This is a genomic window from Gemmatimonadales bacterium (assembly GCA_036265815.1).
In the GTDB taxonomy this organism is placed as follows: domain Bacteria; phylum Gemmatimonadota; class Gemmatimonadetes; order Gemmatimonadales; family GWC2-71-9; genus CAVVWJ01.
In genome coordinates this window covers 98,046-111,784 of record DATAOI010000021.1, presented here as the reverse complement: position 1 = coordinate 111,784, position 13,739 = coordinate 98,046, and the positions used below count along the sequence as shown (strand labels likewise).

Below are 13,739 nucleotides of genomic sequence, written 5' to 3'. Positions count from 1 at the left end.
TCTATATATGCGCCGCGGAGGCCCGGACCCCCGGGCCTCCGCCGTTCCATCGTCCCGGGGCAAGGAACCACAGATTGATTCGTAACCTGGCCATCATCGCTCACGTCGACCACGGCAAGACCACGCTGGTGGACCAGATGCTGCGGCAGGCCGGGGCGTTCCGCGCCAACCAGCAGGTGGAGGAGCGGGTGATGGACTCGAACCCGCTGGAGCGGGAGCGGGGCATCACCATCCTGGCCAAGAATACCGCGGTGCGCTGGCAGGGCGTGAAGATCAACATCGTGGATACCCCGGGCCACGCCGACTTCGGCGGCGAGGTCGAGCGCATCCTCCGAATGGTGGACGGCGTGCTGATCCTGGTCGACGCGGCCGAGGGACCGATGCCGCAGACCCGCTTCGTCACCCGCAAGGCGCTCGCGCTGGGGCTCAGGCCCATCGTGGCGATCAACAAGATCGACCGGGCCGACGCCGAGCCGCTTCGGGTGCACGACGAAGTGCTCGGCCTGTTCATCGATTTGGAGGCGACGCCGGAGCAGCTCGACGCGCCGTTCCTCTACACCTCCAGCCGCGCGGGGACGGCCACCCTCGAGCTGGATCACCCCGGCACCGATCTCCAGCCGCTGTTCCGCACCATCCTCGATTACGTGCCTGCGCCCAAGGGTGACCCTGAGGGTCCCTTCCAGATGCTGGTCTCCACCCTGGACTTCTCCACCTTCCTCGGCCGGATCGCCATCGGCCGCATCGAGCGGGGACGGGTGCGGGTGGGAGACCAGGTGGCGCTGTTGCCGCTGGGAGAGCCGGGACTGGTGACCGACGAGACGTTCGAGCGCAATCGAGTCACCCGGTTGTACACGTTCGACGGGCTTCACCGGGTGGAGGTCGACGTGGCCGGCGCGGGTGACATCGTGGCGCTCTCCGGGTTCGAGACCATCGAGATCGGACGGACCTTTACCTCGGTGGAGGCGCCCGAGCGGCTGGCCGGGATCGCCGTCGAGGAGCCGACCATCTCGGTCGACTTCATCGTCAACAACAGCCCCTTTGCCGGACGGGAGGGCAAGTACGTCACCAGCCGCCAACTCCGTGACCGGCTCTTCCGGGAGCTGGAGCGGAACGTGGCGCTCCGGGTCGAGCCCACCGACAGCCCCGACACGCACACGGTCAGCGGCCGGGGCGAGCTGCACCTGGGCATCCTGATGGAGACGATGCGGCGGGAAGGATTCGAGTTCCAGGTGTCCCGGCCGCGGGTCATCACCAAGCTGGGGAAGGATGGAGAGCGGCTGGAGCCGTACGAGGAGCTGACGGTCGATGTGCCCGAGGAGTACATGGGCGTCGTCATGGAGAAGCTGGGGCCGCGCCGGGGCGAGATGACCGAGATGCGGAACCCCGGCCAGGGCATGGTGCGCCTCACCTTTCGTATTCCCGCCCGGGGGCTGTTCGGCTATCGCTCCGAGTTCCTGACCGACACCCGGGGCACCGGGATCATGCACCATCGGTTCCTCGACTACGGACCGTGGGCGGGCCCGCTGGCCGGGCGGAAGCGCGGCGTCCTGGTGGCGGACCGGGAGGGGAGCGTCGTGGCGTTCGCCCTCGGCAATCTGCAGGAGCGGGCCCAGATGTTCGTGACGCCCGGCGATCAGGTGTACGAGGGGATGATCGCCGGCGAGAGCTCCCGGCCGGGCGACATGGATGTGAACGTCACCAAGGAGAAGAAGCTCACCAACATGCGGACCACGGCTTCGGACGACAACGTCATCCTGGAGCCCCCCCGCCAGATCACCCTCGAGTACGCCCTCGAGTATATCGAGGAAGACGAGCTCATCGAGGTCACGCCCAGGAACATCCGGCTGCGGAAGCGGGTCCTGACCGCGAACGAGCGCAAGAAAGCTGCCCGGGCCGCCCGGGTGGCGGACGCGTCCTGAGACGCCCTGTTACACTCTCTCTGATGGCGGAGGGCATCATGTTGGCCTGGGAGACGTCGGCGGAAGCCCCGAACATGCGTCGGAAGTTCGATGAGGACGAAGACGAGTTCGAAGACGACGGGTTTGCCTTCGACGATGATGAGGACGAGGACGAAGACCTGGACGACGAGGAGGATCTCGACGACGACGAGGACTTCGACGAGGACGAGCTCGAGGAGCTCGAGGATCTGGACGAGGAGGAGGAGATGCGCTGACGACGGGCCCGCGCCGGCCACCTTGCGCCGGCGCGGGCGGTGAGGCTATTCTCCCGTCCCCGTAAGGGCCTGTAGCTCAGGTGGTTAGAGCGCACGCCTGATAAGCGTGAGGTCGGTAGTTCAACTCTACCCAGGCCCATGTGCCAACCGTTGCCCCGCCCCCCGAGCCCGCTCGGGGGCGGGGCTCGCGCTTTCCGGGGGGTCCCCGGAAAGTTGCTGCTCCGGGCCGGTCCTAATATCTTGTCAGGCCATCACTATCTCAGGCCACCCCCCCGATCCGCCACCCGCGCCCTTCTCCTGGGCAGGGTGTGTGCGTCCCGGGCCGGCCCGATCCGCAGCAGCGGTCTGGTAGGAGGACCCTCGGATGCCGCTGCACGCAGCCTACAGCCCCTTACTGGTCGTCCTCTCGGTCCTGATCGCGAGCGCCGCGTCCTATACGGCGCTCGATCTGGCGGGCCGGGTCACGGCCGCCCGCGGCCGCGGGCGCCTGCCGTGGCTCGCCGGCGGGTCTCTGGCCATGGGCGTCGGCATCTGGAGCATGCACTTCGTGGGCATGCTCGCGTTCCACTTGCCCGTACCCATCGGCTACGAGGTCGGCCGGGTGCTGCTGTCGGTACTGGTGGCGGTGGCTGCCTCGGCGCTGGCGTTGGTTGTGGTCAGTCGCCCGGAGGTGGGCCTGCTCGGCCTGGCGGTGGGCGCGCTCTGCATGGGGCCGGCGATCGCGGGGATGCACTATATCGGGATGGCCGCGCTCAACGTGCCCGCGGCGATGCGTTTCGAGCCCGTCCTGGTGACTGCCTCGGTGGCCATCGCGATCGCCGCCTCGTTCGTCGGCCTGGCGCTGGCCTACCACTTCCGCCAGGACGAGGGCGCCGGCCGGGTGGCGCGGCGCCTGGGAAGCGGATTCGTGATGGGGGTCGCCATCGCCGGCATGCACTACACCGGGATGGCGGCCGCCGACTTCACCACGCCAGGTCGCACCGGCGCGTCGCTGGGCGGCGTCCTTGCCACCCGTGAACTCGCCATCGGAGTGACCCTTGGCGCCCTCTTGATCCTCGCGCTCGGTCTGCTGGGTGCGATGGTGGATCGCTGGCTCCGCCAGCGGGGCGAGCTCGCCGAGCGGCGGCAGCAGTCCCAGAAGCTCGAGGCGATCGGGCAGCTGGCCGGTGGCATCGCGCATGACTTCAACAACCTGCTGACCGCCATCCTGGGGAATGCCGCCTTCGTGCTCGCGTCCACCCCGCCCGACGATCCCCGCCACGCCGATGTCCGCGAGATCGAGCGCGCCGCGACCCGCGCAGCGGAGCTCACCCACCAGCTCCTCGCCTTCGGCCGGAAACAGGTCCTGAGACCCACGTCCCTCGACCTCAACTCCACGCTCTCCCAGACCATGCGGATGCTCACCCGGCTGGTCGGGGAGCACATCGACATCGCGGTTGTTCCCGATCCCATCCTGTGGGAGGTCGAGGCCGACCCAGCCCAGCTGGAGCAGGTGATCGTCAACCTGGTGGTGAACGCGCGGGACGCGATGCCGGACGGCGGCAAGCTCACGATCGAGACCCAGAACGTGACGCTCCAGCCGGGGTCCACCAGCCAGCACATCGGGGCCCCCGCGGGCGACTACGTGATGATCGCCTTCACCGACACTGGAGTCGGAATGGACCCGGCCACCCAGGACCGCATCTTCGAGCCGTTCTTCACCACGAAGGCGCTGGGCAAGGGCACCGGCCTCGGACTCGCGACGGTATACGGTATCGTGCGGCAGAGTGGCGGCAGCATCTCGGTCTATAGCGAGCCGAACCGCGGCACCACCTTCAAGGTGTATCTCCCCCGAGTGCCCGAATCGGTGCCAGCGGCCAGCGAGTCGGTCGGGCCGGCCGCGAGCACCAGCGGAACGGAAACGGTTCTGGTGGTGGAGGACGAGGAGGCTGTGCGCCAGCTCGCCGCGCGCACGCTGTTCGTGCGGGGCTACACGCCGCTGGTGGCCAACACCGGGGAAGAGGCCCTCAGGCTGAGCGAGCAGCACGCGGGGCCGATCCACCTGCTCCTGACCGACGTGGTCCTGCCCCGCATGAGCGGCTCCAGGCTGGCGGAATCACTGCTGGCCGCCCGACCCGAGATTCGGGTGCTCTACATGTCCGGCTTCGCCGAGAACGCGATCGTCCACAACGGTGTGCTGCAGCCCGGCACCGATTTCATTCAGAAGCCGTTCACGCCCCATGTGCTGGCGGTCAAGCTGCGGGAAGTTCTCGCGGGCGCTTCCGCCAGGGGATAGACCACCGGCTCGTCCGCACGTTCTGTCGCACGTTCTGTATCTTCTCGTCTGTTCACATCGTACACACATGTACATCGACCGCCGAAGCGTGCGCCCGCGCGCGAGTTACCCTCAACATCCGCTCCACATCGCCGGTGTATAACCCGAAGAAAATTGAGCGCTTGAATCGATCCCACCCGACTGTAGATTGACCTCGTCCCCATCACCAATCGCCTCGAAGAGCAGGAGGTTCATCATGAGGCGGGAAGCACGCCTGAAGCTGGAGCACGGGCATCTCTATCCCGGAGTCGAGCCCGGTAGGTGGGAGTCGGCCGCCGTTCTGGGCGAGAAGGTGCTCGCCTGCCGCCTGCTGCAGCCGAGCTGCGGGTTCGTCCTGAGCGACCGGGCGCTGAACCCCGGTCATTTCGAGTTTCGTGGTGGGTCGGGTCCGAGAATTGTCGCGCCGGAGCGTCTGGTGGAGGATCCAAGGGCGACGGCGGTGGATTCGGCGCTCAGCATTACTTCCTGAGACAACCGCGTGATGCTCCGGCCGCGTCCCAGCGGCCGGAGCGGACCGGAGGGTCAGCCGACGTCCAGCCCTAGGTCCCTCCGACGCCAGGCGGCGGCGTGCACCGCGATGCGCCAGCCGTCGAACCCGCGTAGCGGCATCAGGTTCAACAGCATGAACGCGTTGACCAGGAAGATCGAGAGTGTGAGGATCAGGACCGGGGGCTCGGGCCGGGGCGCCGAGCCCCAGTAGGCCACCACCGCCTTCGCGGCGAGCATATTGGCGAGGCTCCCGGCCGCGGAGATGAAGGGAGCGCGCCACGAGCCCGCACGCCACTCGAATCGTCCGCCACCCGCCGCGGCATCCCGGTAGCCCAGCTCCTCGGCGTCCCCGTCGTGCAGCCGGACCTCTCCATGCAGCGGAAAGAGCGCCAGGCGAAGCCGGCAGCGGCCGACGGTCCCTTCCCAGAGCAGCGGCCCCTGTCCCAGCGAGATGCTCCAGACTCTGACCCCGAGCAACCGGGCCATCAGCGCATGCGCCAGCTCATGGAGCAGGAGCGCAAGCCAGGCCGCCATGAAGACCAGCAGGAGCACCCGGAGCCCGAAGGGCAGGTGCCAGTACCACCAGCGCGCCATCGCGACTAGCCAGGGCGTGTCCACATTCCCCATCGCTCACCTCCTCCGCTCGCCGACACCGTCCCGCCGATTCCGTCGCCACCTGAGTCAGAATCTACTCCTACTTCGAGCACGGCGCACTTCCCCGCAGCACAGGCGGATGGTGAGAAGGATTACCGGACGGAGCCTGGCGCTGGCACCTCACATCGTGAGCACCACCTTCTCGCAGTTGTCCCGCTTGTTCAGGAACATGTCGAACCCGCGAGGGGCTTCCTCCAGCGCCATCCGGTGGGTGACGACGAAGCTGGGATCGATCTCGCCCCGCTCGATCCGCTCCAGCAAGGGACGCATGTAGCGCTGCACGTGGCACTGCCCCGACCGGATGGTGAGCGAGCGATTCACTACCGCACCCATCGGGAACTTGTCGATGAAGCCGCCGTAGATCCCGATCACCGACACGGTGCCCCCGTTGCGGCAGGCGAGGATGGCTTCCCTGAGCGCGATCGGCCGGTCGGTCTCCAGCATGAGCGCCTGCTTGGCCCGGTCGTAGGCATAGATCGCGGCGTGGCCATGGGCCTCCATGCCGACTGCATCGATGCAGGCGTCGGGTCCCCGCCCGGCCGTCATCTCCCGCAGCGCGTCCTGGACGTCGACCTCCTCGTAATTGATGGTCGCGGCTGCCCCGGCCCGCTCCCTGGCGAGCTGGAGCCGGTAGGGGAACCGGTCGATCGCAATCACCCGCTCGGCGCCGAGCAGGTAGGCGCTGGCGATGGCGAAGAGTCCCACTGGACCCGCTCCCCACACTGCGATGACGTCGCCCGGCTGGATGCCGCACATTTCCGCTCCCATGTACCCGGTCGGGAAGATGTCGGACAGGAACAGCACCTGCTCGTCGCGCAATCCATCCGGCACCTTCAGCGGTCCGACGTCGGCGAACGGTACCCGGGCGTACTCCGCCTGACCGCCCGCGTAGCCCCCCAGCATGTGGGAGTAGCCGAACAGGCCGGCCGGCGAATGACCCCAAAGTTTCTCCGCCATCCAGGCGTTGGGATTGGAGTTCTCGCAGAGGGAGAAGAGGTCCCGCCGGCACATGGTGCACTGCCCGCAGGCGATCGGAAAGGGAACGACCACCCGGTCGCCCACCTTCAGGTTCTTCACCGATGGACCCAGCTCGACCACCTCCCCCATGAACTCGTGGCCCAGGATGTCGCCCTTCTCCATGGTGGGGACGAAGCCGTTGTAGAGATGCAGATCCGAGCCGCAGATCGCGGTGGAGGTGACCCGGACGATGGCGTCGCGGGTGTTGAGGATCTTAGGGTCGGGCACCTCCTCGACCCGCACCTTCCTCTTGTCGATCCAGCAGTTGGCTTTCATCGGTTCTCCTTCGTCTATCGCCGCATGCCGTCACAGCAGCTCGGCGGATGGTCTCGCGGGGTGCGGGCCCCGATGTACGCTGGCGTCCGAATGCACGACTTCACCCGTTTCCAGCACCTGCTTGAGGCGCCGGAGATCGCTGTCGACTTGCTGGCCGGGCTCCTCGCCGAAGAGCTTGGCGACCAGGCTGCCGAGCGCGCCGCCGGGAGGCGCGTAGCTGAACCCGACCCGGATCTCGGTGCCTCTCCCGCCCGGTGCAGCGGTGAATCGCACGCTGCCGGAGTGGGTCACGTCCGCATCTTCGGCTACCCGCCAGCTGATCAGCTCGTTCGGCCGGTCCTCGACGATCTCGGCCTCCCACTCGACCGACCGACCGGCCGGCGCCTTTGCCTTCCATCGTGACCGTCGGTTGCTGAGCACCTGCACCGACTCCAGATGCTCCATGAATTGGGGGAGGTTCTGCAGATCGCGCCAGAAGCCGTACACCTCCTCGGGCGTGCGATTGACCGTGATCGTCTTGGCCACATCGATGAGGCCAGGCGCTTGGCCTGCACGCTCTCCGGCGCGGCTCAGCTCCCGTCCGGTGATCACGTCCAGCACGGTGACCCCGGCCACCGCAGCTGCCGCCGCCGCGACGCGCCCGCGCTGGGAGTCTTCCGACCTGAGGGCGGAGCCCAGGAGGGCGAGGTCCATCAGGTCGCCAGCCACCCGGGCCCAGAGCCAGGCCGACGAGCGGGGCCGGCTCAGGATCCCGACACCGCTGACTAGCTCCCGAGCCCCGAACGCCATCAGCGTACGATGAAGACGTGCATCGTCCTCGATCCCGATCACCCGGCCCACGGCGCGCGGCGCCGCGATCTCCGCCAGTCCCAAACCCACGCTGAACCACCCCAGTCTGCGAGCGAGGCGCTCCGGCTCGTCCCGCGCCCCGGCTCTGCTTCCGTTGCCTGTATGACGCTCGCGCGTCTCGGTGCCGTCGACCTCTCGCTGCCTTTCGGCAACGGGCGCGGCATCGGTCGTCATGTCCTGTGTCGCTCCTGTCATCGAGTCCTCGAAATCGTCGAGATGGTTGCTGCACGCCACCAGGGCGGCAAGTCACATCGTGAGCCCGCTGCCCAGCATCGTGGTGGTCGGATCGAGGGGGTCCAGCGTGCGGTGGCTCGCCTGCTCCGACGGGATACCCGGGCCGCGGGGAGGAGACACATAGTGGCAGTCGCCACGAGGGGTCCGTGAGCGCGGTCACCGGAAATGCGATTCGATGACGGCCTGCGTGAGGGGAGCGCTAGGTGGGGTCGCCGGCGTGAAGCTCGTCGTTGCGGGATTCGTCGGGGAACATCAGCGAGCGTCCATGACCCCATTCCACGACCCACGACGGGGGGGTGCCGCTCTCCACTCGGCGGACCTGGACCAGGGTGCTCCCGCGATCCTGCAGCAGGCGGACGAACTTGCGGACCTGACGCGGCCAGGATGCGCGATCGGCGGAGTGGCCCATCCGCCGGCGCTTGCCACGCTGCCACAGGTAGGCCCCGGCGGAAAGGCCGGCGATGGCCAGCACGGCCAGGCGACGGAACGACACGCGTTTCGGCATGGAGGACGCAGGCGCCGCGCCCGGGGGAAGGGCGTCAACAATCATAGCGACGATTCCGATTGTGTGCCGGTGCCTTGCCGGCATGGTAGTGAGTGGCCGGTCACCTCGTCGCCCTTGTCGTAGGCTTCCGGGATCGCGAAGGAGATGGGCTTGGTGAAACGCAGGCCATGGGAAACAGGAGTAGCGCCGCCGGGGGCCAGAGCCGACCGCTATTTCTCGCCGGTGACCCCCCGGGTCCGCCGGTACAGGGATACCAGCATGCCCCCGAGATTGGCCGCCGCGCTGGCGGCCCCCACCATGATGAACCCGGTGGCGATATGCCGAAGGATGGTCAGCCGGTGAATGTCCACGATGACCAGGAGGACCTTGGTGCTCAGCAACGTAGCCGCGGCCGAGAAGCAGAGCAGCTGCGCCAGCAGGAGCGGCCGGTAGCCCAGTCCGGCGTACAGCCAGTAGAATCCCAGGACCACGAGCAGCCAGGCCAGCAGCCCGGTCTGCGAGCTGCTGCCCAGCGGCAGCTCGCCCAGGAGCGGGATGACCACCAGGGCCAGCGCGGCCAGCATGAAGAGCAATCGGAGAGCCGCGCGGCGGAGCTCCCGCACGGTGGCTTCTTCAGCGGTGTGCGCTACCGTTCCGGCCATGCTCAAATTCTCTCGTTGCGGACCTGTCACCACTAACCAAAACCGGCCGGTCCCGCAAGGGCTGGGTGAGCGGCCACTACCGCCGATCGGCTGCTCCGGGTGTTATCGTGTGGCGGCTTCAACCCGCTGGGTGTGTTTCATGGTAAGAGATGCCGCGTTCGGCCGCGAGCGCCAGGCTCGCCTCAAGCAGGAGTATGCAGCGGCATACGAGGGTATTGTCCCGGGGGTCTGGCAGCCGGCCTGGCTCCTGGCGGAGCAGCTGGCGAAATTGTCGTCGAGGAGGTCCAGCGGCCCGCTCGATCGGGCATGCGATCCGCGCCATTTCGAGTTCCGGGGCGGGCGAGGGCGGCCTCCGGAGCTCAGAGGTTCCCGGAGCCGAACGTCCGATCAACCTGGTTAACCAGCGGCAGGAATCAGTGATGCGTCCGGAGAGTGCTGTCCGGCGGCACCAGGTGGTCCGCCGTCCAGGACTCCACCTTGTACACCGTCTTCGAGGTATCCGGCCGGAGCCAATACCCGGAGCTCGTCGAATCGAAGAGCAGGGTAAGCAGCGGTGTCCCGTCGGGCCGGAGCAGGCGGACCCGCCGGTCAGGGCGCTCGAAATGTGCCGAGTCGGCCTGCGCGTCGGATGCGAAGCCCGTGGCCTCCAGGTCGCGGTAGCTCGCCAGTAGCGCGGCCACCGCCCCTGAGTCGGCAGCCGCTCCCGAGGCGAAGCTCCAGTGGCCGTGGGATCGGCGGAGTGTATACCCGCGGGTTCCGCGCGACGCGTCCACCGTGGCGATGCTCTCCGCCGGCACGGCGCCGATGCGCCGGTCTCGCCACTCCGCCCCGCTCCGGTCCAGCGCCGCCGGCATGGCCCCACGCACCAGGTACGTGACATCCTGGCCGGTGCGGCGCAGATAGATGCCGCCCAGGTCCGGGGTCCGATGGCCCACGACCAGGTCGGCCAAGGTACGGCCTTGGCCGAACATCCGCACCCGAGTGCCTCCCGCGCCATCGACCCCCAGGCCCGCATGGGAGGCACGCCGTTCCGCTACCAGCTCGCTGGCAGGCGCGGTATCGCTCAGCGCCGCAAAGAGGTCGCCCACCGCGGCGGTGGATGCGGGATGGCCGTTGGCCGTCCAGGTGCTATCCCGGCGCCGCAGGACCACCGTGTCCGCCGGCCTCGCGATCCACACGCTGTCCAGCGCTGCTCGCTTGATGGATGGCAAGGTGAACAGGTCGGCCGTGGCGGGGGCGGACTCGCGATGCCGGGCCAGCGCCGCAGCGCCCCAGAGGAGGAGCAGCACCCCGAAAAGGATGGCGATCCGGGCCAGCTGGCGGGCGCTCATGGTGCTCCTTCGGAGACCGGCACCAGTGGCTGGTACGGCTGGCGGGTGCGCCGGCGCCGCCGGATCAGGTGGGCGGCACCCACGGCCGCCACCAGCAGGGGAAGTCCGATCAGGTTGAGGTATTTCGCCGCTTCCCGCTGGGTGGCGCTGGCGAAGACCAGCGGCACCGGCCGACGATCCTTGGAGCGGATCGCGATCAGTCCCTCATCCTGGGCCAGCCAGTCGATCGCATTCAGCGTGAAGGCCAGGTTCTCCGGCGCCGAACGCACGAAGCGGTCGGTGGCGAAATCGAGACTCCCCACCACCACCGCCCGCCCCTTCGCCTTGCCCGACGGAGTGACCTGGACGGCCAGCAGCCGCCGACTCAACCCGCTCTGGGGGAAATCCTGCCCGGGATCGATCGACGTGCCGGTGGTATAGACGCCCGCGGCGTTGCTGGAGAGGAGCAGTGGAGTGACGCTTCCCTTGGGCGCGCCGGTCGTATCGACCGTGCTGGCCCAGGTGAGGACCACGGCTCCGAGATCCTGGTTGAGGGCGGAGAGCCGGGTGCTCTGGGCCCGGATGAAGAACGGATACACCTGGAGCACCCGGCCGAAGTCGCTGGGAACCGGGATCGCCTCATTGGCCACGAGGTCGTAGGCGAGATCCTGCCGGATCTGGAGCCCGAATCGCTTGAGCAGCGGGTTCCAGGCCACCGGGCGAGGGCGCGCCGATGGCGTTTCCTGGGACACCTCCATGCCGCCGCTCAGGACCAGCAGGCTCCCGCCCCGGTCCAGGAATCGCTCGACCCGGGCCAGCTGTGCCGCGGGGAGCGAATCCGGCGTGCCGGCCAGCACCAGCGCGATGACGTCGGCTGCCGGCTGGGTCGAATCCGCCAGGCTGATCGTCCGAACGTCGTAGGACTTGGCGAGCTCCTCCTGAAGCTGCTGGAAGGTTGCCTCCGGCCCCGGGGCGGCGGTCACCAGACCGAGCGCCGGCTTGTGCTGGCGGGTGAGGTTTCGGATGGAGGAGATGAGCCGGTACTCCAGGTCGTCGGTGCGCTGGACGAACGGCACCGTCTCGGTCTGGGAGCCGTGCTGGATCGCCAGTCCGAGGTAGCCCTGCTTGACCTGCAGCTCCGACTGCCCGATGACGTTGAACTGCACCGGCTGGATCCCGGCGGACTCGGCCTCCCGGCGGACCGCGTCGTCGCTGGACGGGTCTCGCTCCACCACCCGGATCCGGCCATGCCCCGCACTGCGGATGTCCCGGAGCATGTCGTCCACATCGCGCTTCATCAACGCCACCTCGGTCGGCAGCTCCGGGGTGGCGTAGACCTTGATCGTCACCAGGTCGTCCAGGCCGCCGAGGATCTTGCGGGTGGCCGGCGAGAGGGTGTACGCCTTGCCGGGCGAGAGGTCCAGGCGGCCGCCGATGTAGCTCCCCAGCAGGTTCACCACGATGAGCGAGGCCACCAGCACGCCGACCCCCGCGCGGAGCCGGCGCCGGGTGCCACCGGCCGGCGCCAGCTTCCGTCCCAGCAGGGCTCCATACGCCAGCGCGAGGAACACGCCCGCCAGCGAGAGGAAGTAGACCACGTCCCGGAGATCGATCACGCCCCGGCCAAGGCTCTCGAAGTGAGACAGCACCCCGATACGCGCCGCCACGGCGCCGATTCCCGGGGGCAGCCCGACGATCAACGGATTCAGTCCCAGCAGCACCAGCAGGAACATGAGGCCGGCCGCCAGAATGAACGCCGTGATCTGGCTTCGGGTGAGGCTGGAGGCCCAGACCCCGATGCCGGCCAGGCCCGCCGCCAGTAGCGCCGCGCCCAGGTACTGGGACAGGATGGTTCCCCACGGCAGCGCCGCGCCCAGCGAGAGTGCCAGCGGAATCGCCAGGCTGAGCGCCAGGGCGATCCAGAGAAACAGCACCGCACCGAGATACTTGCCCAGCAGCAGCTCGAGCTCGCTCAGCGGCTGGGCGAGCACGACCTCGATCTGCCCGCCCCGCAGGTCCTCCGCCAGCGACCGCATGCTCACGGCCGGAACGAAGAAGAGCAGCTCCCAGGGCAGCAGGTCGAGCATCGGCCGCAGGCTGGCTACCTGGGCCAGGTAGGCCTGCCGGAAGAAGAGGAAGGCGTTGATGGTGAGGAACACCACCAGCAGCACGTAGCCGGTCGGCAGGTCGACCAACGACTTGAGCTCGCGCCGCGCGACGATCCAGATACGCGTCATACGGGCTCCCGGTCGGTGGTGAGCTGACGGAACAGATCCTCCAGGTTGCCGGCCTCCTGGTGCAGCTCGAACAGGGTCCATCCGTCGGCCTTGGCCAGCTCGAACACCCGGGGCCGAAGATCCTCGGCGCCCGCCGTGGTCAGGGTGAGCCGAACTCGTCCATCCTCGGCTTCCCGCTGCTCCACCGTCTGCACGCCCTCCAGCCGCTGGAGCCGCTCGGCCACCCGGGTGCCGCTGGCCTCCACGGCGATCCGGGCACCGCCCTTGGCCCGCGCCAGCAGGTCATCCACCGGCCCGTCCGCCACGATACGCCCCCGGTTGATGATCAGCAGCCGGGAACAGGTGAACTGCACCTCCGGCAGGATGTGGGTGGAGAGGAGCACGGTCCGCTCCTGTCCCAGCTTCCCGATCAGCCGCCGGATTTCCACCCGCTGGTTGGGGTCGAGGCCCTCCGTGGGCTCGTCGAGCACCAGGAGATCGGGCCGGTGGAGGATGGCGGCGGCCAGCCCGACCCGCTGGCGAAATCCCTTCGACAGCTCGCCGATCGGACGGTGGAAGACCGATTCGATGCCAGTGGCCGTGACCGCCTCTTCGGTGGCGCTGCGGCGCTCGGCGCCGAGCTCGCGGAGCCGCCCCACGAAGTCCAGATACTCCGAGACCAGCATCTCGCCGTAGAGCGGGTTGTTCTCGGCGAGGTAGCCGATCCGGCGCTTGGCTTCCCGCCCGGCCTCGGCCAGTGGGGTGCCATCCATCCGGATCGACCCGGTGTCGGGCTCGAGAAACTGGGTGATCATGCGCATGGTGGTCGACTTCCCGGCGCCATTGGGGCCCAGGAAGCCGACCACCTGCCCACGATCCACCGCGAAGGAAACGTCATCGACGGCGGGCACACCGCCGAAGTGCTTGGAGACTTGGTCCAGTGCCAGGAAGGTCATGTCGGTGGCGCAGCGTCAGGGGTTTGAGACAGGCACGAGGATAATCGAGGCCGCCCCGATTCATCAAGAGTCAGGCTGCAGAGATGCGCGACCCCGACGGTCCGT

The 13,739-nt window shown here is 68.4% G+C and carries 12 protein-coding genes and 1 tRNA gene; 5 read left to right on the top strand and 8 right to left on the bottom strand.

The annotated features are described in order from the left end of the window. The first annotated feature begins 74 nt into the window (after positions 1-74). From typA to VHR41_03460, 5 genes are all read left to right on the top strand, one after another. A complete protein-coding gene (typA, locus tag VHR41_03480) occupies positions 75-1,919 on the top strand; it encodes a translational GTPase TypA (protein ID HEX3233228.1) in 1,845 nt (614 codons plus the stop codon). Positions 1,920-1,957: 38 nt separating this feature from the next. Then, complete coding sequence (locus VHR41_03475; protein HEX3233227.1) at positions 1,958-2,173, top strand: hypothetical protein; 216 nt, start codon at positions 1,958-1,960, stop codon at positions 2,171-2,173. Positions 2,174-2,238: 65 nt separating this feature from the next. Next, positions 2,239-2,312, top strand: a tRNA-Ile gene (locus VHR41_03470). A gap of 225 nt (positions 2,313-2,537) precedes the next feature. Beyond that, positions 2,538-4,448 carry an MHYT domain-containing protein gene (locus tag VHR41_03465; protein ID HEX3233226.1) on the top strand — a complete coding sequence of 637 codons (1,911 nt, stop codon included), beginning with the start codon at positions 2,538-2,540 and terminating at the stop codon, positions 4,446-4,448. 235 nt (positions 4,449-4,683) lie between these two features. Beyond that, positions 4,684-4,956, top strand: coding sequence for a hypothetical protein (locus VHR41_03460; GenBank protein HEX3233225.1), 273 nt, complete (start codon positions 4,684-4,686; stop codon positions 4,954-4,956). A 53-nt stretch (positions 4,957-5,009) separates the two neighbouring features. Here VHR41_03460 and VHR41_03455 read toward each other — a convergent pair whose 3' ends face one another. From VHR41_03455 to VHR41_03420, 8 genes are all read right to left on the bottom strand, one after another. Beyond that, positions 5,010-5,603, bottom strand: coding sequence for a site-2 protease family protein (locus VHR41_03455; GenBank protein ID HEX3233224.1), 594 nt, complete (start codon positions 5,601-5,603; stop codon positions 5,010-5,012). A gap of 147 nt (positions 5,604-5,750) precedes the next feature. Then, entirely contained in the window at positions 5,751-6,923 is a 1,173-nt protein-coding gene (locus VHR41_03450) for a zinc-dependent alcohol dehydrogenase (protein ID HEX3233223.1), read from the bottom strand. A gap of 30 nt (positions 6,924-6,953) precedes the next feature. Further along, the gene (locus tag VHR41_03445; protein HEX3233222.1) at positions 6,954-7,967 is read right to left on the bottom strand and encodes an SRPBCC family protein; all 1,014 of its coding nucleotides are present in this window, start codon (positions 7,965-7,967) and stop codon (positions 6,954-6,956) included. 238 nt (positions 7,968-8,205) lie between these two features. Beyond that, on the bottom strand, positions 8,206-8,511 hold the full coding sequence (locus tag VHR41_03440) for a hypothetical protein (protein HEX3233221.1): 306 nt from the start codon (positions 8,509-8,511) through the stop codon (positions 8,206-8,208). A gap of 209 nt (positions 8,512-8,720) precedes the next feature. Beyond that, positions 8,721-9,152: a hypothetical protein gene (locus VHR41_03435; GenBank protein ID HEX3233220.1), complete on the bottom strand. Its 432-nt coding sequence runs from the start codon at positions 9,150-9,152 to the stop codon at positions 8,721-8,723. A 413-nt stretch (positions 9,153-9,565) separates the two neighbouring features. Next, a complete protein-coding gene (locus VHR41_03430) occupies positions 9,566-10,483 on the bottom strand; it encodes a DUF4340 domain-containing protein (GenBank protein HEX3233219.1) in 918 nt (305 codons plus the stop codon). Then, a complete protein-coding gene (locus VHR41_03425) occupies positions 10,480-12,699 on the bottom strand; it encodes a Gldg family protein (protein ID HEX3233218.1) in 2,220 nt (739 codons plus the stop codon). The genes VHR41_03430 and VHR41_03425 overlap by 4 nt, the downstream gene beginning before the upstream one ends. Next, positions 12,696-13,634, bottom strand: a complete 939-nt coding sequence (locus VHR41_03420; GenBank protein ID HEX3233217.1) for an ATP-binding cassette domain-containing protein — start codon at positions 13,632-13,634, stop codon at positions 12,696-12,698. Before VHR41_03420 ends, VHR41_03425 begins: the two co-directional genes overlap by 4 nt. Positions 13,635-13,739 lie beyond the last annotated feature (105 nt).